Here is a 20,727-nt window from a genome sequence, read left to right on the forward strand (position 1 = left end):
CCGCACCCGAGATGCTAATTTGACCGTTCGTGTCTGACTACCTGCGTGAGTTGTTCTCCCTGGACGGCCGGCGAGCCCTGGTGACAGGCGGAAGTTCCGGCATCGGTTACGCCATGGCCGAAGCGATCGGCCGGGCCGGCGCCGAGGTCGTGATCGTGGCTCGCCGGGAGGCCGAGCTCGACAAGGCCGTACATCAGTTGGGTCAGCACGGCGTGACGGCCTCCCGCATCAGCGCCGACCTCGGCGACCGCGCCGCGGTGGAACGGGTCTGCGCCACCGCCGGCCGGATCGACATCCTGGTCAACGACGCCGCCAACAACATCCGCAAGCCCATGGGCGAGCTCACCGACGACGACTACGAGCAGACCATCGCCGTCAACCTGACCGCCCCCTACCTGTTCGGCCGGCACTTCGGGCCGCGCATGGCCGAACGGGGCTGGGGACGGATCATCAACGTGGGCTCCCAGCAGACCGTCAGCGCGTTCGGCAACAGCGGTGTGTACGGCGCGGCCAAGGCAGGCATCGCCGGACTCACCCGGTCGCAGGCCGAAGCCTGGTCACCCCAGGGCGTATGCGTCAACACGATCATCCCCGGCTTCGTCCTGACGCCGCTGACCGAGCCGGCCCAGGCCATCCCCGGCCGGGTCGAGGCGCTCGCCGCCCGCCACATGGTCGGCCGTAACGGCGTGCCGGCCGATTTCGCCGGTGCCGCGGTGTTTCTGGCCGGGGACGCCTCCGCGTTTGTCACCGGCCAGATGCTGTTCGTCGATGGTGGCTTCTTCGTGCACTGACCCAGCCGAGCGCCTTTACTTTGTAGATCACTTACGGCGGATGTGCCGGACCTCCGCGCCCTCGTGCCAGGTGTCGATGACCAGTTCGTCCCCCTCGACCCGGGTCCACACCACCTCGGACAGATCGATCCTGAACAGGTGCGAATCGGTGCCGGGCAGGCCCGCCTCGGCCAGCACCTCCGGATCGGTGATCTCGACCGCCCGCCCGGCCAGCTTCACGTCGCCGGCCCATGACGACGGATCGGCCTCATCGGGGTCGGGCGAGGTGACGTGGAGCGCCATGCGCGGATCTCGCCGCAGGTCGAGCGCCTTGACCGCGCCGGGCATGGACCCCATCCACAGCTCGCCGCCGTCAAGACGCGACTCGGTGCCACTCACCCGGGGCGAACCGTCTTTACGCAGCGTGGCCAGCACCTTGTGCTTGTGGCGCTCCATCACCTCCCGAGCGACCGTCGCCAGCTCGGGGGCCTGGATCTCGAACTCTTCCCAGGACGTCATGCGAGCATCATGAACGACGGCACCGACAAAATCGGAACTCATCGCGCCGGCAGATCGTCGACTCGCAGTGCGGCGTTCAGGAGGCCGTGACGTGCGGCACGGCTTCGTACAGGGCCCAGTCGGCACTGATCGCGCTCGCCGTCTTCAGCAGCAGCGGGAGGTGCTCCTCGGTCAGCTTCTCGAGGGAGGTCTCGGCGGCGTGGGCGTTGACGTTGACGGCCGCGATGACGTTGCCCAGCCCGTCCCTGAGCGGTGCCGCGACCGACCGGATCCCCAGGGCGAGCTGCTCGTCCGTCATCGCCCACCCCTTGGCGCGCACCGCGCGCAGCACCGCCTCGCGCTCCTTGGCGTCCGGCCGCCAGCGCGGCTCGATGCCCGAGCGGCTCGGCTCGGCCAGGACCCGATCCACCTCGGCGGGCGACAGCGCGGCCAGCAGCACCTTGCCCAGCGACGTCTGGAGCGCGGGGAAGCGGGTGCCGATCTGCACCGAGAGGGCGACGATCTTCGGTACGGCGACCCTGGCGACGTAGACGATGTCGGAGCCGTCGAGCTGGGCGATGGAACACGACTCGTGCGTCTGTGTGACCAGCCGCTCCAGGTGCGGCCTGGCCACCTCCCACAACCCCATGGAACGGACGTAGGCGACGCCAAGCTCCAGCACCCGGGGCGTGAGGGCGAAGCCTGCCTGCTCGGTCCTGGCGTAGCCCAGCTCCTGGAGGGTGAGCAGGATGCGGCGGGCCGTCGGCCTGGCCAGGCCGGCCGCGGCCGCCACCTCCGTCAGGGACATGACCGGGCGCCCCGGCTGGAAGACCCTGATGACATCGAGGCCGCGGGCCAGCGCCTCGATGAAGTCAGGTCCGGTGTCGCCACGTGCCATGAACGCCCTCACTCGCTCGGATCCGTTGATCCGACTTTAGACCGTCAGCGCGGCCGTACGTCCGCACAGCGGCCGATCACAGGCGATGCGTGGAGTCGCTGCGGTAGTCGGTGTACGTGTACGGGTTGTCGAGGATCTTCGTCGCCGGGACGTCCGGGTTCATGCCCTGTTCCCAGGCCTCCTCCCCCATCTCCGACCGCAGGTACTCCACCGTCGCCTCGACCTCGCGGCGGGCCGCGGCGAGGTCGATCCCGAGCAGGCGGTGCTCGTGCTTGACCACGCGGCCGTCGACCAGGACGGTGTGCACGTCGCCGCGCTGCGCCTGGAAGGCCACCTGGCCGAACGGGTTGAGCAGCGGGAACGAGACCGGCGACAGGTCGTTCTTGATGAGCACGAGGTCGGCCTTCTTGCCCGGCTCCACGCTGCCCAGGTCGTCGCGGCCGAGCGCGCGGGCGCCGCCGCGGGTGGCCCACTCGACGACCTGGTCGGCGCGCAGGCCGCAGTGCGTGACGGTCTCGCCCTTGGCGTGCGCCTCCAGGTGCTCGCGTGACCGGTCGGCGCCGAGAGTGGCGCGCATGGCGGAGAACAGGTCGCCGCTCCACCACACGCTGGTGTCCATGGACAGCGACACCGGGATGCCGTGGGCGCGGACCGCCCAGGTGGGCGGGTAGCCCTGGCCCGCGCTCTGCTCGCTCTCGGTGGAGACCGAGATGGAGCCGCCGGTGGCCGCGATGCGGTGGTAGGAGTCGGCCGACAGCGAGGCGGCGTGCACGTAGATCGTGCCGGGGGTCATGAAGCCGTGCTCGTACATCAGCTTGATGCCGTCGTCGCCGGTGGCGCCCCACACGCCGGCGTGCGTGGTGACGGCGGCGCCGAGCTCGCGGGCGGCCTCGAAAGCGGGCTTCTCGGGGAAGGCGGGGTCGCCGAGCACGTCGAAGGCGAGCTGGAAACCGAGCAGGTCGTCGCCGGTGACGCGCCTGCGTACGAAGTCCCTGAACTCCGGCGCGGCCGTCCATTCGGCGGGCGACTGCTGGATGTTGCCGTAGGCGAGCACGTACCGTCCGGGCACGGACTGGAGCGCGTCGGCGGCGGCGTCGGCGTGGTCGACGGTCTGGAGCCCGTGCGACCAGTCGACGACGGTCGTGACCCCGGCGTCGAGCGCCTCGATCGCGGCCAGCGTGTTGCCCGCGTGCACGTCCTCGGGCCGGAACAGTTTGCCGTGCTCCAGGTAGAACCAGACGAAGTACTGCGTGAGGGTCCAGTCGGCGCCGTAGCCGCGCAGGGCGGTCTGCCACATGTGCCGGTGGGTGTCGATCATGCCGGGCATGACGATGCCCCCGGAGGCGTCGATCTCCACGGCGTCCGGCGGCGCCGGCAACTCGGGGCCGACGGCGGCGATCCTGTCCCCGGTGACGAGAACGTCCGTGCGGGGCAGCACCCGCCTGCCCTCCCCCTGCCGCCCGTCCATGGGCAGCACCGTGCCGCCGCGCAGCATCACGGGCCGTCCGGCCTCGAAGTCGTTCATGGCATGCTCCTCGCCTGCGAACATTTGTCCGCCATACGGTCAACGCCACTGTGATGAGCGTCCTCGACCGTGTCAAGAGTGTTGACGCGGGCTTCCGTAGATGCTGGGATCGCCATAGCGGACAGACGTCCGCTTGACGGACGCAGGGATGGAGCTTGATGACAGACACAGTGCCGGGGCCGCTGTCCGGCGTGCTGGTGGCCGACTTCTCCAGGATCCTGGCCGGCCCGTACGCCACGATGCTGCTGGCGGACCTGGGCGCCGACGTCGTCAAGGTCGAAGGCCCGGGCGGGGACGACACCCGGACATGGACGCCGCCCTCGCGCGGCGAGGTGTCCACGTACTACCTCGGGGTCAACCGGGGCAAGCGGTCCATCGCGCTCGACCTGCGCGACGAGGCCGACGCCGGGGTGGCCAGGGAGCTGGCCGGGCGCGCGGACGTGCTGGTGGAGAACTTCCGGCCGGGCGGGCTGGGCAAGTACGGGCTCGACTACGCCTCGGTGCGGGCCGCGAACCCAGGGGTCGTGTACGCCTCCATCAGCGGGTTCGGCGCCGGGGCCGGGGCGCGGGTGCCGGGCTACGACCTGATGGTGCAGGCCATGTCGGGGCTGATGAGCCTCACGGGTGACCCGGACGGGCCGCCGTACCGGGCCGGGATCTCGGTGTTCGACGTGATGGCGGGCAACCACGCCGTCATCGGCGTCCTGGCCGCGCTGCGCCACCGCGAGGCCACGGGGAGCGGGCAGCACGTCGAGGTGAACCTGATGTCGTCGGCGCTGACCGGGCTGGTCAACCAGAGCTCTGCGTACGTGGCCGGGGGCGTGGTGCCGTACCGGATGGGGAACGCGCATCCGAGCGTGTTCCCGTACGAGCCGCTGCCCACGGCCGACCACGAGCTGATCGTCGCGGCCGCGAACGACGGCCAGTTCAGGAAGCTGTGCGAGGTGCTCGGCATCCCGGAGGTGGCCGAGGACCCGCGCTTCGCCAGGAACGCCGGCCGCACCGCCAACCGCGAGGAGCTGCGGCCGATCCTGGTCGAGCGGCTCGTCCGGCGCTCCGCGGAGGAGTGGTTCGAGCTGCTGGTGGAGGCCGGGGTGCCAAGCGGGCCGATCAACACCATCGACGGCGGGTTCGCCGCGGCGGAGCGGTTCGGGCTCGATCCTGTCGTGGTGGTGGGCGAGGGCGAACGGGCGATGCCGACGACGCGGCACCCGATCCGGTTCTCCGAGACGCCCGCCGCCTACACGCTGCCGCCACCGGAGCTGGACGAGCACGGCGCGGAGCTGCGCAAGTGGCTCACCGGCCCCAGGGCAGGCGAGCGGACGTGACGCGGGAGCGGAAGTACCCCACCGCGCTCGGGGCGTCGTCGCCGAAGTCGATCACCCTGCTCGGCCATGACCTGGCCTCGGAGGTGATGGGCGAGGTGGGTTTCGGCGAGCTGGCCTTCTGGCTCGCCACCCAGCGCCGCCCCTCCCGGGGAGAGGTACGCGTGTTCGAGGCCGTGCTGGCCGCGCTGGCCGACCACGGGTTCACGCCGACCGCGATCGTGACGCGGCTGACGTACTTGTCGGCGCCGGACTCCGTGCAGGGGGCGCTGGCCGCCGGGCTGCTCGGCGGCGGCTCCCGTTTCCTCGGCGTCACCGAGGACTGCGGCCGATACCTGCACGACGTGCTGGCCGCGCGGCAGGAGCTTCCCGCCGACGACGCCGGCTGGGACGATCTCGCCCTGGAGGCCGTGCGGGCCCGGCGGGAGGCTCGGCAGCTGATCCCCGGGCTGGGCCACCACGTGCACAAGGACGGCGACCCCCGCACGCCCCGGCTGTTCGAGATCGCGGCCGAGGAGGGCCTGTTCGGGCCGCACCTGTCGCTGTTCGCCGCCGTCGGCCGCGTGCATCCGCGGGTCCTGGGCAGGACGCTGCCGCTCAACGGCGCGGGCGCCTGCGGGGCGGCGCTGGCCGATCTGGGGCTGCCGCTGGAGCTGCTGCGCGGGTTCGCGCTGCTGGCCAGGACCGCCGGGCTGATCGGGCAGCTCGCCGAGGAGCTGCGGCATCCCGTGGCCAATGACATCTTCCTCTCGGTGGACCTGAACAACCTGTCCATCCCGCCCGAGCCCTTCGCCGACGGAGGTCCGCATGGCTGAACTCGTCGCGGTCATCGCATCCACCCACCACCCTTTCTACTACCGGGCCAGCACCTCCACCGGCGAGGAGCGACCGCCGTTCGCCGACGAGTGGGTGCGCAAGGTGGAGGCGTTCAGGGAGACGCTCACCAGGGCCAGGCCGGACGTGCTGGTCATGGTCGGCTCCGACCACTTCCACCAGCTGTGGCTGGACAACATGCCGCAGTTCCTGGTCGGGAAGGCGCCCTTCTACGACGCGAACTTCTACAACGAGGAACGCGAGTTCGGGCTGCCGAGGATGCTGTTCACGGGGCAGGAGGACCTGTCCTCCCACATCCTGCGCGAAGGGCTGGACGCCGGCTTCGACCTGGCCTTCTCCAACGAGCTGCGGATCGACCACTCGATCACGTGCCCGATCATCACCCTGCGTCCGCAGAACGACCTGCCGATCGTGCCCGTCTACACCAACATCTTCGCCCCTCCCTTACCGCGGCCGAAGCGGTTCGTGCAGCTCGGGCAGACCATCCGGCAGCTCGTCGAGTCGTGGCCGGCCGACCGGCGGGTCGCGGTCATCGGCACCGGGCATCTGTCACTGGAGCTGGGCGGGCCGCGCCAGTTCGGGCCGCACGGGCCCGACCCCGAGTTCGACCGGCGCGCCGTCGAATGGATCTCCTCCGGCGACATCGGGGGCTGCCTGGCCGAGGTCACCCTCGACAGCCTCCACCTGCCGGGCAACGCCACGCATGGCTTCATGGACTTCATGCTGATGATGGGCGTGGCGGGCGAGGGCCAGAAAGCCGACTACGTGGATACGTACGACCTGTTCCACACCATGGAGGCGTATTTCACCTGGTACCCGAGCGGAGGCGGCCGATCGTGAGCAAATACCTGCTGAACAAGTTCCTGTTCACCGTCGACCGCGATGCCGAGCTGGTCGAGCGCTACCGCGAGGAGCCGCGCGCCACCGTCGGCTGGTGGGAGTCCGAATACGCCAACCGCATCCTCGGCTGCCACTCCGGCGAGTCGTCCACGTGGCTGCGCTTCGACGACGTCGAGCGCGAGGCGCTGGTGGCCCACGACTATCAGAAGCTGTTCGAGCTGGGCGCGCACCCGTTCCTCACGCTGACGCTGTTCATCGCGATGTTCGAGCGCGACCATCCGCCGCTGGGCTTCCAGACCGAGTACGCGCGGCGGCTGGCGCACATGCGGCTGCCGTACCCGGACATCGCAACCTGATGCGCGCGACCCGGATCAGTCGATCAGGCCGGCGCGATAGGCGGTGATGGCCACCTGGACGCGGTTGGTGACGGCGAGTTTGTCGAACAGATGCGAGACGTGGCTCTTCACGGTCGCCTCGCTCATGTGGAGTTTGGCGGCGATCTCGGAGTTGGAGCAGCCGAGCCCGACCTCGATGAGCACCTCACGCTCGCGCGCGGTGAGGGCCTCCAGCTGAGCGAGCGCGTCGCGCCGGCGCCTGGTGGGGCGGTCGCTGGTGAACCGGTGGATCAGGCGCCGGGTCACCCGCGGGGAGAGCATCGAGTCGCCGGCGTACGCCAGGCGGACGGCCCGGATCAGATCGTGCGGCGAGGTGTCCTTGAGCAGGAAACCGCAGGCCCCGGCTTCCAGAGCGGTGAAGACGTACTCGTCGCTGTCGAAGGTGGTGACCACGATGACGGCGGGTGGTTCGGCCAGCCGGCAGATCGCCTCGGTGGCGGCCAGGCCGTCGGTCCCGGGCATCCGGATGTCCATCAGGACGACGTCGGGCCGGGTGCGGCCTACCGCGGCGATCGCCTTCTCGCCGTCTTCGACCTCGGCCACGACCTCCAGATCGGGCGCGGATTCGAGGATGAATCGCAGCCCCGCGCGGACCAGCGATTCGTCATCCACCACCAGCGTCTTGATCACAGGATTCCCTCGGTGATGGCTCGGCGAGCCATGGCAGTCGGCCCTCCAGACACCAGCCTCCCGCATCGCCGGGGCCGCTGCGCAGCGTTCCGCCGATCAATCGCAGGCGTTCGGCCAGGCCCACCAGACCGACCCCGGCTCCGGCTCCGGGTGGCTGCGTGGTGTGCCGGCGTGGGTGCTCGTTTGTGACCGTGATCGTGACGTCGTCCTTCTGGCTGCCGGCCACCTGCACGGTGACGGCCGCCCCAGGCGCGTGCTTGTGCGCGTTGGTCAGTCCCTCCTGTACGAGCCGGTAGGCGGCCCGCGCCGTCACCCCCGGCATCGTGTCGATGTCGCCGTGCAGAGTGACCGCGGCGCCGGCCTTCGCCCAGGAATCCACCAGCCGCCGCAGGTCGGGGAACTCGTCGGGCTCGCCGCCGTGTTCGGCTCGCAACACACCCAGGATGTTCCGCAGCTCTTCGAGGGCCTCCTGAGCGGTGGCCCGGATCAGTGCCGCGCCCTGCTCGATCCGGTCCGGCTGCGCGTGCGCGTTCACCTCCAGCCCGCCCGCGTGCAGCGAGATGAGAGCGATCTTGTGCGCGAGCACGTCGTGCATCTCTCGCGCGATCCGGGCGCGCTCGGTGGTCCTGGCCTGCTCATTGCGCAGCCGCTGTTCGGCCTCGGCGCGCTCGGCGCGCTCCCGCAGCGACTGCGTCAGCTCGCGCCGGGTCGCGGCGTACCCGCCGGCTGCCATCACGACGGCGGTCGCGGCGACGGCGGAGAGCAGGGCGTTCGCGTCGGGGCGCCCATGGCCGAGCCACTCCGGGGCCAGGAACCCCGCCACGCCGATCACCGCCAGGACCGGCAGCCGCCGGCCCGGCCCCGACCTGGCGCCGGAGAACACGCTGATCAGCAACGGCCCCGGGTTTGCCGACAGCGCGTGCGCCACCGCACCGATCGCGGCGACCGCGACCGGCCACCGGCCGCGAAACCAGACGGTGGCGCTTGCGACCAGCCCGGAGGCGGCGATCACCGGCCGCGGCAGGGGCGACCACGGCGCCTTGACCGCCATAACGGTGAGGACGACGCAGATCGCCACGGACGCCGCGCTGATCGAGCGTGGGCCGAGCGTGGCCGCTCGCCGCAGCACCATCCGGTACAAGACCATCCGCCCAGCGTAGGCAGGCCGGTGCCGGGTGTCCTCCTACGAAGGTCGAGGCCGGCCACCGGAGGAGCTCCGACTTTCGTCGGGGTCCGCCGTCGCCCTGGCGGCGATGCGGCCGAGCCCCTGCCCGGCCCACTGTTGGTGGCCCAGGCAATACCGATATGTCAGGAGTCATCCCGTGGGACCAGCCATCCACGCCACAGCATCGAGGGGCTGTCGAACGCTCATCGCCGCATGCCTCGCGCTGTCCCTGGCCGTCGCCTGCCCGGCCGCCGCGTCGGCCGGGCAGGCGATGCCGCGCCCCGCAGAAGCGTTGGCGAGTCCGCCAGAAAGTCGGCCCGCGTCCCTGGCGGTGTCTTCGGCGTTGGCAGGCGTTCCGGGCACCCGCGAGCTGGCGGACTTCTTCGACGCGGCGGTACCCGGAGGGCTGGCGTCCAACCATGTGCCGGGTGCGGTGATTTCAGTGGTCGGTGCGGGGAAAACCCTCTTCACCAAGGGGTACGGTCTGGCCGACCGTGAGCATCGCACGCCGTTCGAGCCGGACACGTCGCTGGTCCGGATCGCCTCGATCACCAAGCTGTTCACCTGGACCGCGGTGCTGCAACTGGTGGAGCAGGACAAGCTGGACCTGCGCCAGGACGTGAACCGCTACCTGACCACGTTCCGCATCCCCTCGACCTACCCCCGGCCGATCACGCTCGAGCACCTGATGAACCACACCGCCGGCTTCGAAGAGCGCGTCATGGGTGTAGGGGCGCGAAGCCAGGCCGACGTACCGCCCCTGGGCACCTACCTCGCCCAGCACATCCCGGCCCGGATACGCCCGCCCGGGCAGGTGTCGGCCTACTCCAACTACGGCGCGGCGCTGGCCGGGTACATCGTGTCGCAGGTGAGCGGACAGCCATACGACCAGTACGTGCTCGACCACATCCTCACCCCGCTCGGAATGCGGCACAGCACCGCCGCTGAACCGGTCCCGGCACCGCTGGCCGCCGGCCAGGCACGCAGCTACGACTACGAGGACGGCGCCTACCAGCGCAAGCCCTTCGTCTTCGACAACCTCGCCCCCGACGGGTCGATCAGCGCCACCGCCGCCGACATGGCCAACTTCATGATCGCCCATCTGCGCAACGGGCGCTTCGGCGGCAACCGCGTCCTCCAGGAATCCACGGCCGAGCTCATGCACCGGCGATCCTTCGCCGCGGACCCCCGGATCGACGGGTACGCGCACGGATTCAAGGAACAGACCGTCAACGGACACCGCGTGATCATGCACGACGGCAGTTGGGAGGGTTTCGCCAGCGCACTGCTGCTGGTGCCGGACGCCGATCTCGGCCTGTTCGTCTCCACCAACAGCCCCGGCGGAATCGACGCCGTCACCCCGCTCATCCCCGCCTTCTTCGACCGCTTCCTCCCTGGTGTCCGGGCCGTCCCCACAGCGGCCCCCGGTACACCGGTGGCCCCGGTGGCAGGCTTCTACGAACCGACCCGCAGCACCGAGTCGACGATCGAGAGACTGCTCACCCTCACCACCTCCGCCCGTCTGCGGGTCGAAGGCGGCGGGAAGCTGGCCTTCAAGAACCAGACGTGGACGCCGCTGGCTCCCGGGCTGTACCAGCAGGACGGCGGCTCCCAGCGACTGGCGTTCGTCACGGGCGAGAGCGGCGTCACCTACGCGGTCACCGACGGCCCGGCCTATGAACTGATCCCGTGGCCGGATACCGTTCCGGTCAACCTCGTCGTGCTGCTCCTGTTCGCCGTCACGGCCCTGACAGCCGTCCTCGGCCTGCCGGTGGCGGCCGCGGCCCGCCGGCTGAGCAGACGGCCATCGGACACGCCTCGCGGCTGGCGCGCCGGCCGCATCCTGGCCGGCCTGGGCGGCGCGGTCGGCCTGGTGTTCGTCGCGCTACTCGCGCTGACCCTGATCGGCGGCACCAGCATCCTGTACGGGGCGCCGACGAGCCTGCGGGTCCTGCTGCTCCTGCCCCCGCTGTTCCTCGCCCTCACCGCCGCCGCCACCGCGGTCACCGCCACAGCCTGGAAGCGATCGCCCGTCGGCGTCCTGGCCCGCGGGCACCAGGTGATCCTCCTGGCCGGGATGCTCGGCCTGGCCTGGTTCTGCCAGCACTGGAACCTGATCGGCTGGCAGTTCGGCTGAGGACCACACGTCACCCGGCGATTTCGGTTGGTGCCTCGCCGACGGCCCTGCTGTCCGGGTCCGCAGTGTGTTGGTGGTGACGGTGATCAGGTCTCTTCGAGGACGTGCACCTGGGGGAGATCGCGGTGACGGTGGTGGGCTTGGGCGATCGCAGCGAGGTTGTCGCGTCCCAGGGCACGGTAGGCCATGGTGAGCAGTTCGTGCGCATGGCGTTCGAGTTCGGGGTCTCCCGCGCTGATCCAGTGCAGGTCACGGCCGAGGGTGAGAGCGTCTGCGGGGTGTCCGGCTTCGCAGCGGCGCCGTGCCTCGGTGACGCGGGCTTCGCGGGCGGCTGGGTCGTCGGTCAACTCCTTCTGCAGGGCCGTGCAGAAGGCGTAGTCGTTCCACGGTCTCTGCCGGCCGCGCTCAATCGCGGTGTCACCGTCGACGAGCGCGCCACCGCCGTCCAGAGTCTCGATCCGATCCGGATCTCCGTACTCGAGCAATTCTGGCGAGTCTTTGTCGGCGTCGTGGTAGTCCTCGCCCTGTTCATCGCGGTCGCCGGTCTCGAAGGTCATCAGGACCTCGCGCAGCAGCCGTAGCCGGTGCCGTCGTGCGACCACCTCGAGGTCCATGGGATCGGCCGGCTCATCATCCCAATCTCCGACGTGCCGCCATCCCCATTCGAGCGTGTGCCGGACGGCCTCGAGAGGGGTACGCGACGGGAGGCCCACGCCGCCACCGTCGTTGTTGTAGTAGGAGGCGACGCCGGTGCAGGTGCGGCCGTCGTCATACCAGAGCCCGAAATGCAGCCCGTCGCTGCCGCCGTGCATGAACGTGAGGAACTCGGGCGGGTCGCGGTAGTAGCGGCCGTGTACGCGCACATCGATGCCGGCCCGGGAGCTGCGTTCGGGATCATCGAACAGGTCCATGATCCCGAACGGGGACAGCTCCAGGTCGTCCAGGGCCTGCTTTTCGGTCGGACCCAGGGACAGCAGGAAGGCCCGGAGCCGGAAGATCGAGTCGGGCAGCCGGAATCCCCAGTCGCGGGCAAGGCGTTCCTCAACCGCCGCGCGCTCATGCTCCACCTGGGCCACAGCGGCCGACCTCAACTGCTCGTATTGATCCTGTGGTCGGTTCGCCGCCTTCCAGACCGCGTAGTCACGCAGGTCGGCGGCGGAACGCGATGCGGCCCGCCGATGGTGGGCCCGTTCCCACAGCGTCGGCGGCGGATCAGGCTGTCCGAATATCGTGGCCAGCAACCGTTCTTCGGCATGGGAGCGGTCGATGACCGGGTACCGCGACCGGCGCTCTTCTCGGGCGGCCGCGGCCGGCAGCCAGCGGCCGGAGTCGGCCGCCACCCGCCTTCTCGCCTCACCGGCCGGCAGGGGAGCGATCTCCTGATCGAAGGCGCGCAACGCCACCGCCTTGCGCCGCCGCACATGGGCGTCAACCTCGGCACACAACGCGGTGTAAGCGTCCCACTCCTGGGCCAGATCCTCCTCGGGCAGATCGGCACGCTCGAGAAAGAACTCGAACTTCTCCCCATACCCGAGGTCGTCGTATTGCGCCGCCATCCGCTCCCGCAGCCCCGCAAGGACCTCCCCGTCGGCCTCCACCTCGCTGGACCACAACGCGGGTATGTCCTCGGGATGTTCCAGTTGGTCCCGATGGAGTTCAACCGCTGTCGGCCTGCCGAAGATCGCCACACGCGCTGTCAACCTGTCCCCGTCCACAGAGACGATCTCTGCATCAAAGCCGGCGAACGGGCCATCGACAATCCTCACGGCCTGATGCTCCACGGTGGGTCCCCTATCGCCACGGACAATCTCTGGGGCAGCATGACAGAGATCGCCACGGACGGGACTGTAAGACAGAGCCCCCACCGCGCCGTGGAGGCTCTGTCCGAAGCTCGATTGATCAGCTGCAGTGTTCGAAGCCGCTGTCGTAGGTGGAGGCGCCTGCCTTACCGCCCCACTTCACGCACTTGTCCGCCGCCGAGGCCCGTACCGGCCCCGCGTAGTAGGAGAAGTTGCCCGTATCGGTGATCCTGCTGCTTCCCTCCACTTCCAGGTAGGCGGTCGTCGCCGTGGCGGTGCCCAGGGAGGTGCTCTTCAGCGTGGTGACGCAGTTGTAGCCGGTGGCGCTGTTGTAGAGCAGGTAGACCTTGCCCGAGGTGCCCAGGGCCGCCGAGTCGATCACGCTGTAGCCGTCGCCGCAGACTTCCTGCGGGGTGTACGGGTTGGTGGTGTTGCCGCAGTTCTTGGAGGTCAGCGTCTGGATGGGGTAGCCGTAGGTCGTACCGTTGAAGACGGCCTTCTGGATGTTGGACGGATAGTCGCTGCCGAGCCGTACCTCGTAGTGGAGGTGGGGTGAGATGGCGTTGCCGGGTTTGCTGGTGTTGCCGACGGTGCCGATCTTCTGTCCCTGGGTGACGGTGTCGCCCTCGCTGACCGAGCGGACGTTCAGGTGCGCGTAGTAGGTCGCCCAGCCGCCACCGTGGTCGATCTTGACGAGGTTGCCGTAGCCGTTGGTGGAGCCCTGGTGGGCGGAGATGACCACCGTGCCCGCCGCGGCGGCCACCACGGGGTCGCCGAGGTCGGCGTCGGCCGTGCTGCCCCTGTTGAAGTCGATCTCCCACGACACGTGGGCGCTGCTCCCGCTGGAGTTGCCGGTCCATGCCTGCCCACAGGGGAATGGCAACTGGAAGTTGGTGGCCGTTATGCTCACGTCTGCCGTCACCTGGTTGGGCGGGTTGCCGCCCTCGTCGCCTGGGTCGGCGGCGGCGACGCTCAAGAACAGGGCTAAGCCGGCGATCGCGACTGCTCCGAATTTCACTGGGACCCCTTCTGCACCGAATGTGTCTTGTTAGGGCCCAGGGTGGGAATGATCCATACAAAAAACATACAGAAGGCTGCCATGGTGTCCTTCCAGGTGTTCGGCCCGCTGGAGGCGCGAGCCGGAGGGCGGCCACTGCGCATCTCCGGCAGGAAGCCGCGCATGCTGCTGGCCACGCTGCTTCTCGACGCCAACCACCTCGTCAGCGCGGACCTGCTGGCCGAAGTGCTGTGGGAACGCCCGCCCCGCTCGGCGCAGGCGAACCTGCGCACCTACGCCAGTTCCCTGCGCTCCTCTCTCGGCGCGCGCATCCGCGCCGAGGGCGCCGGCTACCTGATCGAGGTCGACCCCCAGGACCTCGATCTGCTGCGGTTCGAGGGTCTGGTGGCTCGCCGCGACCCCGGCTCGCTGGCCGCCGCGCTCGCGCTGTGGCGCGGCGCGCCGCTGTCCGACCTGCCGGAGCACCCGCTGTGGACGCGCCGGCTCGTCCTCCTTCACGAGATACGGCTGGCCGCCGCCCGCGAGCTGATCACCGCCCGCCTCGAACAGGGAGAGTACGGCGAGGCGGTCGCCCTGCTGCGCCCCCTGTGCGCGGAACATCCCTTCCGCGAGGACCTGTGGGGGCAGCTCATGCTCGCCCTGCACTGGAGCGGCCGGCAGGCGGAGGCGCTGGCCTGCTACACCACGATCAGGCGGCAACTGGTCACCGAACTGGGCGTGGAGCCGGGAGCGGGGCTGCGCGAGGCGCAGGCCAGGGTGCTGGACGGCGGCCCGCCGCCCGTCATGGTCGCGGGCGCGGTCGGGGTGACCAAAGCGGGCGCGGTCCAGGTGACCGAGGCGGTCGCGCCCGTCCCCCGGCAGCTTCCCCCTGACGTGCCCGACTTCGTGGGCCGCGTCAACGAGTCGGTGGCGCTCACGGGCCCGTTCTCCCTCGCGGTGATCTCGGGTCCACCGGGGTCGGGCAAGAGCGCGCTGGCCGTCCACAACGCCTACGCCCTCGCGGACAGGTTCCCCGCGGGACAGCTGTTCCTCAGCCTGGCCGCCGACGACCCCGCCGACCTGCTCGCCCAGGCGCTCAGGGCGATGGGCGCGACCTCGATCCCCTCCTCCCCCGCCGAACGCTCGGCTCTGTACCGCTCGATCCTGGCCGACCGCCCGATGCTCGTGGTGCTCGACGACGCCATGGACGCCTCCCAGGTACGGCCCCTGCTGCCCGGCCGCGGGCCGTCGGTGATCGTGACCAGCAGGACGAAGCTCACCTCGCTGCCCGGCGCGCTCCAGATCCAGCTGAAGCCGCTGTCGAGGTACGAGGCCGAGGACCTGCTGCGCGCGATCGTCGGCGAGGCGAGGACGGCACAGGAGCCGGAGGCGGCCGCGGCGATCGTACGGGCGTGCGGGTACATGCCACTGGCCGTCCGGATCGCGGGGGCCCGGCTGGCGGCGCGGCCCGGCTGGCCGCTCGCGGTGTTCCAGAGCCGGCTCATGGACGAGTCCCGCCGGATCGGCGAGCTGCGCATCGGCGACCTCGACGTGCGTACGGGACTCGACCACAGCTACCGGGGCCTGCCGGGCGAGGCGGCCCGCGCCCTGCACACCCTCGGCAGGCTGAGCGGCGCGCCGATACCCGGCTGGGTGGTCGACGCCGTGCTCGACAGGCATCGCGCGGACGACGTCACCGACGCCCTGCTGGACGCCGACCTGTTACGGCTGGTGGGCACCGACCGGCTCGGCCAGCCCCGCTACCAGCTACCCGACCTGGTCCGATGTCACGCGCTCGAACAGGATCCCGATCCCGCCGCGCTCGCCAGGGTGGTCGCCGGATGGACCGCGACCACCGAGCTGGCCACCGCCAAGCTGCCCACCACGGTGTTCACCCTCAGCTCGGCCGCCGCGTACCGCTGGTTGCTGCCGCGCGGCACCCTCGACCGGCTCACCGCCGACCCGGTGGCCTGGTTCGAGGTCGAGCACGAGGCGCTGGAGGACGCCGTGAGCCTGGCCGCGTCGGCCGGCCTGGCCGAGCAGGCGTGGGGACTGGCCGCCGCGATGGTCCCCTATCTCGATCTGCGCTGCCACCTCGACACCTGGCAGCGCACCCACCGCACCGCGCTGGCGGCCGCCAGGGTCGCGGGCGACATGTACGGCGAGGCCGCCATGCTCCGCGGCCTCGCGCAGGTCTGCCTCTACCAGGACCGCTACGCCGAGTCGGAGGAGATGTTCGTCCGCGCCCGCAGGGCCTTCCGCGAGTTCGGCGACACCAGGGCGGAGGCCACCTCCGTCTGCGGGCTCGGCGCCGTCGCGCAGTTCCGCGGCCGGCACCCCGTCGCGTTGTCCCATTTCCAGCGTGCCCTGGCGATGTTCGGCTCCATGGGCGATTTCAGCGGCGAGGCGTTCACCCGGCAGGCCATCGGCAGGGTCTGGCTGAAGTCCGGCGACCCCGTCCAGGCGGCGCGCTGGCTGGGGCAGGCGCTGCGCCTGGCCCAGGAGCTCGGCGACGTCCACCGTGAGGGCTGCGTGTCCATCCAGCTCGGCGGCCGCCACGTCGAGCGCGCGCTGGAGATCTTCGAAAGCCTCGGCGACCCGCACTGCGGCGCCTACGCCCTGCAGCGGCTGGCGGGGCTCCAGGCCGCGCGCGGCGATCTCGTCCCGGCCTCCACGGGTCTCGAACGTTCGCTGGCGGTCTTCAAGCAGCTCGGCGACCGCAGCGGGCAGGCGTCCTCGGCCGAGCTCCTCGGCGAGTTGTACCGCTCGGCGGGCAGGGCCGAGCTGGCCCGCGACTACCTGAGCGAGGCTGTGGCGCTCAGGGGTTCCCTCGCCGCGGAAGCCGTCTGACCGCTTCCCTTCCTGGTCGATCAGCGGCCGTCGACGTCGACGACGGCCTCGGCGAAGGCTTGCGGCGCTTCCTGCGGCACGTTGTGGCCGATTCCACGCAGAGTCCGATGCGCGTACTTTCCGGAGAACTTGCTGCGATAAGCCGCGCCATCCCCAGGGGGCGTGAAGGGATCCGACTCACCGTCAAGGGTGATCGTGGGCACGGCGATGACGGGGCCTTCGGCAAGGCGTTTTTCGAGCCGGTCGTATCGTGGGTCACCTTTGGCCAGACTCAACCGCCAGCGGTAATTGCCGATCACGATGCTGACGTAGTCCGGATTTTCGAAGGCCGCCGCGGTGCGATCGAAGGTGGCATCATCGAAATCCCACGTTGGGGAGTTGAACGTCCAGACCAGCTTCGCCAAATCGTGCCGGTTCTGCTCGAGGCCGAGCCGGCCCCGCTCCGTGGCGAAGTAATACTGATACCACCATGCCCACTCGGCCTTCGGCGGCAGCGGCCGCCTGTTGTTCTCCCTGTTGGTGATCAGATAGCCGGTCACGGAGACCAGGGCCGTACAGCGCTCCGGCCAGAGCGCCGCGATGATGTCCGCCGTCCGCGATCCCCAGTCGAAACCGGCGAGGATCGCCTTCTCGACCCTGAGGGCGTCCAGCAAAGCGATGACATCGAGCGCGATCACCGACTGCTGGGCATTTCTGAACGTCTTGCTCGAGAGAAAACGTGTGGTGCCATGGCCGCGCAGATACGGGACGATCACCCGGTAGCCCTTCGCCGCCAGCAAAGGCGCGACGTCGACATAACTGTGAATGTCATAGGGCCAGCCGTGCAGAAGAACGACCGCGGGGCCGGCGGCGGGACCGGCTTCGGCGTAGCCGACATTCAGGACGCCGGCCTCGATCTGCTTGAGCGGGCCGAAGGACGTGTTCTTCATCGCGGGCAGAATCACGTCGTTCTTCCCGTCGGACGTTGCCGCCGAGGAGAGGCTGGGCCGGTTTCCGAGCAAGGCGGCGGCCGCTCCCGCACCCGCGATCTTGCCAAATGCCCGTCTGTTGATCATCTGAGCCCTTCCAAGGGGCGCCCCTGCCCGGGCGGCACATGAATCGCCTCGGCCGCCAGGGACCGCAACCCCGCCGAGACATCGGCGCCATGTCGCGTCAAGAGGGTGGGACCGGCGCCGGTCGAGTTCTCAGCGTACGCCTGCTACCAGGGACGATGCCATGACCGCCGCCCTCTCCGAGGTGGCCAGGTGGTGGGGGAACCCGATCCGCAGGACGGCCAAGACGATGGTGGCGGCACCGAGGAACGTCGCGCCGAACAGGAACGCCGAGATGAGTGCGGCCGCCACGCCGCCGATCAGCGCGGGCAGGGCGATGCCGACCGTCTGAATGACCAGCGCGGCGCAGAGCAGGTCGGGGCGCGACCACCGCCGCGCCGACCAGGCCCAGAGCGCGGAGGGCGGTCTCCACCGGCGACGACACCAGCGACGTCCGCCCCCGGGACAGCGCCGTCCTCCCTGGCCGCCGTCGACGCCCTCACCGACGGGGTCGGCGACCACGGAATCCACGTACCGGACGCCTGGCTGCCCGACGGCGACCCGTACAAGTAGCCGGCATCCCGCACCTCGAGAGGTGGCCTTCGGTCGGTTCAACACGGCGGCACGTTGGTGCTGACCTCGCCTTTCATCAGGTTTGACCTGTTCGTCACCGATGCTCGGCATGATGGAACCATGGCCGGTGTGGCGTTCACGCGGCAGGTTGGCAATCTTCCTGCTGAAGTGACCAGCTTCGTGGGGCGTCGGCATGAGATGGCCGCAGTCAAGCAGCTCATGTCGACTTCGCGTCTGGTGACGCTGACCGGTGTGGGGGGCGTGGGCAAAACGCGGCTGGCGCTGCGGGTGGCTGTCGAACGCCATAGGGCGTTCGACGCGGTGTGGCTGGTGGATCTGACCGAGCTCAATGATCCGTCGCTGATTTCCCAGACGGTGGCCGCCGTCGTCGGGCTGCGGGATCAGCCGGCGTGCTCACCGACTGACGCTCTCGGTGAGTTCTTCGGCTCTCAGCGCGCCTTGCTGGTGTTGGACAATTGCGAGCACCTGATCGACTCTTGTGCTGTCTTGACCGACGCGCTACTGCGGGCAGCGCCGACGCTACAGATCCTTGCCACCAGCCGCCAGTCGCTCCGCATCTCCGGCGAGAGCATCGTGATGATTCTTCCGCTTTGCGTGCCCGACCCGGACTCGCCCATGACGGAGGGATATGAGCCATGCGAGGCGGTCGACTTGTTCGCCCAACGGGCAGCAGCTGTCCTGCCCGGGTTCGTCATCGACGAGCACAGCCACGATACGGTGATCCGGCTCTGCCGGCGGCTGGACGGCCTCCCCTTGGCTATCGAGCTGGCCGCGGTGCGGCTGCGGGCGTTTTCGCTCGGTGACATCGTCCGGCAGCTGGATGACCGGTTTCGATGGCTGACGGGTGGCAGCAGAGCATCCTTGCCGCGGCAACGGACGTTGCACGCGCTGGTCGACTGGAGCTACCAGCTTCTTACTCCTGGGGAGCGGACACTGTGGGAGCGGATCTCCCTCTTTCCAGGGCACTTTGATCTAGACGCTGTCGAGTCCGTGTGCGCATACGGCGATATCGAGCCGCGTGACGTGGTCGACCTGCTGGACGATCTCGTGGACAAGTCGCTCCTCCTGCGAGAGGAACGCGACGGCCGCGTCCGATACCGCATGTTGGAAACCCTTCGCCAGTTCTGCCACGACAAGCTTGGCGGTCCCGACGAGCGGCGCACGTTGTCGCGCCGGCATCGAGACTGGTACGGCCGGCTCGCCGAGCGGGCGGCCGCCGACTGGTTCGGGCCCGAACAGGCAGCATGGTTTGCCCGCCTCAAGCTCGAGCACTCCAATATCCGCGCCGCTCTGGACTTCTGTCTGCGCGAGCCGGGTGAGGCCGAGAGCGGGCTGCGCATGGCCATCGCACTCCAGCGGCCGTTCTGGCTCGCCAACTCCTTCTACGACGAGGGGCGGCAATGGCTGGATCGGCTGCTGCGCGCGCTGGCCGACCCTACTGCTCCACGGGCGCAGGGGCTGTATATGAACGCCCGGCTCGCGATCATGCAAGGCGACACTGCTGCGGCCCTGCCGATGCTGCGGGAAAGCCTGACTCTGGCCAAGCAGATCAATGACCCGCATTCCCTCGCGTTCGCCACCGGCCTTTCCGGAATGGCCCTGCTCTTCGAGGGACACCCGGAGAAAGCAGCGCCGCTGCTGCGTGACGCCCTTGAGCGGCACACCGCCCGCGGCGATCAGATCGGCATCACGATGGCCTCGATCTTCCTAGGCTTGACGTTGCATGAATTGGGCGATAACGACGGCGCGGATGCGCTCTGCGAGGAGTGTTTGGCGCGCAGCATGGATCTTGGCGAGAGCTGGTACTGCGCCTGGGCGCTGACCTGGCTCGCCCTGGACCTGTGGACGCGGGGGCAGACGACGCGAGCGGCATCGCTCGCGCGAGAGAGCCTGCGACGCAGCCGCAGGTACGATGATCGGCCGAACATAGCGCTGAACGTGGAGCTTCTTGCGTGGAGTGCCACCCTTGACGGGGATCACGAGCGCGGCGCCCGACTCCTCGGCGCCGCCAAGACCATTGCCGGGACGATGGTCGTTTCCGGACTCCAGACGAAGTCCCATATCCAGCAGCACGACCGTTGCACGGCTATGTTGCTGCACTCTTTGGGAGACACGGCCTTCACCAAGGCCCATGAGCGTGGCAGCCGGCTCACTCTCCCGAGGGCGGTCGAGGACGCTCTGCGCGAGCGGGCAAGCACATCGGTGCAAGAGCCCGAACGCGAGCGGACACCATCGCCGCTGACCCGGCGGGAAAGCGAGATCGCGGAACTGATCGCCAAGGGAATGAGCAACAAGGACATCGCCGCAACTCTCGTCATCGCGCAACGCACCGCCGAGGCGCACGTCGAACACATCCTGACCAAGCTCGGCTTCAGCTCACGAACCCAGATCGCGGTCTGGTTCACCACGCAGACGACCGTCGAGCAGGAATGACTTGAT

At 69.6% G+C, this 20,727-nt stretch carries 17 protein-coding genes; 8 read left to right on the top strand and 9 right to left on the bottom strand.

Translation table 11 applies throughout. The annotated features are described in order from the left end of the window. Nucleotides 1–29: 29 nt before the first annotated feature. Nucleotides 30–791 carry an SDR family oxidoreductase gene (locus AB0F17_RS00700; protein ID WP_358013971.1) on the top strand — a complete coding sequence of 254 codons (762 nt, stop codon included), beginning with the start codon at nt 30–32 and terminating at the stop codon, nt 789–791. Between the two features lie 27 nt (nt 792–818). On the opposite strand, the gene AB0F17_RS00705 is transcribed toward AB0F17_RS00700, so the two are convergent. From AB0F17_RS00705 to AB0F17_RS00715, 3 genes are all read right to left on the bottom strand, one after another. Further along, a complete protein-coding gene (locus AB0F17_RS00705; protein WP_358013973.1) occupies nt 819–1,289 on the bottom strand; it encodes a pyridoxamine 5'-phosphate oxidase family protein in 471 nt (156 codons plus the stop codon). A 76-nt stretch (nt 1,290–1,365) separates the two neighbouring features. Continuing rightward, entirely contained in the window at nt 1,366–2,166 is an 801-nt protein-coding gene (locus tag AB0F17_RS00710) for an IclR family transcriptional regulator C-terminal domain-containing protein (RefSeq protein ID WP_358013975.1), read from the bottom strand. Between the two features lie 76 nt (nt 2,167–2,242). Further along, nucleotides 2,243–3,691 carry an amidohydrolase family protein gene (locus AB0F17_RS00715; RefSeq protein WP_358013977.1) on the bottom strand — a complete coding sequence of 483 codons (1,449 nt, stop codon included), beginning with the start codon at nt 3,689–3,691 and terminating at the stop codon, nt 2,243–2,245. A gap of 158 nt (nt 3,692–3,849) precedes the next feature. On the opposite strand from AB0F17_RS00715, the gene AB0F17_RS00720 reads away from it, so the two are divergent. From AB0F17_RS00720 to AB0F17_RS00735, 4 genes are read left to right on the top strand one after another with little or no spacing between them, the layout of a single operon-like run. Further along, entirely contained in the window at nt 3,850–5,019 is a 1,170-nt protein-coding gene (locus tag AB0F17_RS00720; RefSeq protein ID WP_358013979.1) for a CoA transferase, read from the top strand. Next, nucleotides 5,016–5,831, top strand: coding sequence for a citryl-CoA lyase (locus AB0F17_RS00725; RefSeq protein WP_358013981.1), 816 nt, complete (start codon nt 5,016–5,018; stop codon nt 5,829–5,831). Before AB0F17_RS00720 ends, AB0F17_RS00725 begins: the two co-directional genes overlap by 4 nt. Next, entirely contained in the window at nt 5,824–6,690 is an 867-nt protein-coding gene (locus tag AB0F17_RS00730) for an extradiol ring-cleavage dioxygenase (RefSeq protein WP_358013983.1), read from the top strand. Before AB0F17_RS00725 ends, AB0F17_RS00730 begins: the two co-directional genes overlap by 8 nt. Beyond that, the gene (locus tag AB0F17_RS00735; protein ID WP_358013985.1) at nt 6,687–7,046 is read left to right on the top strand and encodes a hypothetical protein; all 360 of its coding nucleotides are present in this window, start codon (nt 6,687–6,689) and stop codon (nt 7,044–7,046) included. Before AB0F17_RS00730 ends, AB0F17_RS00735 begins: the two co-directional genes overlap by 4 nt. 15 nt (nt 7,047–7,061) lie before the next feature. On the opposite strand, the gene AB0F17_RS00740 is transcribed toward AB0F17_RS00735, so the two are convergent. Further along, a complete protein-coding gene (locus tag AB0F17_RS00740) occupies nt 7,062–7,715 on the bottom strand; it encodes a response regulator transcription factor (protein ID WP_358013986.1) in 654 nt (217 codons plus the stop codon). Next, nucleotides 7,690–8,862 (bottom strand): histidine kinase, encoded by a 1,173-nt coding sequence (locus tag AB0F17_RS00745; RefSeq protein ID WP_358013988.1) that lies wholly within the window; start codon nt 8,860–8,862, stop codon nt 7,690–7,692. The genes AB0F17_RS00740 and AB0F17_RS00745 overlap by 26 nt, the downstream gene beginning before the upstream one ends. 175 nt (nt 8,863–9,037) lie before the next feature. Here AB0F17_RS00745 and AB0F17_RS00750 point away from each other — a divergent pair, with 175 nt between their 5' ends. Beyond that, nucleotides 9,038–11,017, top strand: coding sequence for a serine hydrolase domain-containing protein (locus AB0F17_RS00750; RefSeq protein WP_358013990.1), 1,980 nt, complete (start codon nt 9,038–9,040; stop codon nt 11,015–11,017). A gap of 86 nt (nt 11,018–11,103) precedes the next feature. On the opposite strand, the gene AB0F17_RS00755 is transcribed toward AB0F17_RS00750, so the two are convergent. Both AB0F17_RS00755 and AB0F17_RS00760 read right to left on the bottom strand, forming a co-directional pair. Beyond that, entirely contained in the window at nt 11,104–12,882 is a 1,779-nt protein-coding gene (locus tag AB0F17_RS00755) for a KOW motif-containing protein (protein ID WP_358013992.1), read from the bottom strand. Nucleotides 12,883–12,916: 34 nt separating this feature from the next. Continuing rightward, nucleotides 12,917–13,834 (bottom strand): M23 family metallopeptidase, encoded by a 918-nt coding sequence (locus AB0F17_RS00760; RefSeq protein WP_358013994.1) that lies wholly within the window; start codon nt 13,832–13,834, stop codon nt 12,917–12,919. An 81-nt stretch (nt 13,835–13,915) separates the two neighbouring features. On the opposite strand from AB0F17_RS00760, the gene AB0F17_RS00765 reads away from it, so the two are divergent. Continuing rightward, on the top strand, nt 13,916–16,663 hold the full coding sequence (locus AB0F17_RS00765) for a BTAD domain-containing putative transcriptional regulator (RefSeq protein WP_358013996.1): 2,748 nt from the start codon (nt 13,916–13,918) through the stop codon (nt 16,661–16,663). Between the two features lie 20 nt (nt 16,664–16,683). Here the strand turns inward: AB0F17_RS00765 and AB0F17_RS00770 are convergent, their stop codons facing one another. Together AB0F17_RS00770 and AB0F17_RS00775 are read right to left on the bottom strand one after the other, a co-directional pair. Further along, nucleotides 16,684–17,718 carry an alpha/beta hydrolase gene (locus AB0F17_RS00770; RefSeq protein ID WP_358013998.1) on the bottom strand — a complete coding sequence of 345 codons (1,035 nt, stop codon included), beginning with the start codon at nt 17,716–17,718 and terminating at the stop codon, nt 16,684–16,686. Between the two features lie 129 nt (nt 17,719–17,847). Then, nucleotides 17,848–18,225, bottom strand: a complete 378-nt coding sequence (locus AB0F17_RS00775) for a YbfB/YjiJ family MFS transporter (RefSeq protein WP_358014000.1) — start codon at nt 18,223–18,225, stop codon at nt 17,848–17,850. Between the two features lie 99 nt (nt 18,226–18,324). On the opposite strand from AB0F17_RS00775, the gene AB0F17_RS00780 reads away from it, so the two are divergent. Continuing rightward, nucleotides 18,325–20,721 (top strand): LuxR C-terminal-related transcriptional regulator, encoded by a 2,397-nt coding sequence (locus AB0F17_RS00780; RefSeq protein ID WP_358015637.1) that lies wholly within the window; start codon nt 18,325–18,327, stop codon nt 20,719–20,721. Nucleotides 20,722–20,727 lie beyond the last annotated feature (6 nt).

The organism is Nonomuraea sp. NPDC026600 (assembly GCF_040638335.1).
Lineage (GTDB): Bacteria > Actinomycetota > Actinomycetes > Streptosporangiales > Streptosporangiaceae > Nonomuraea.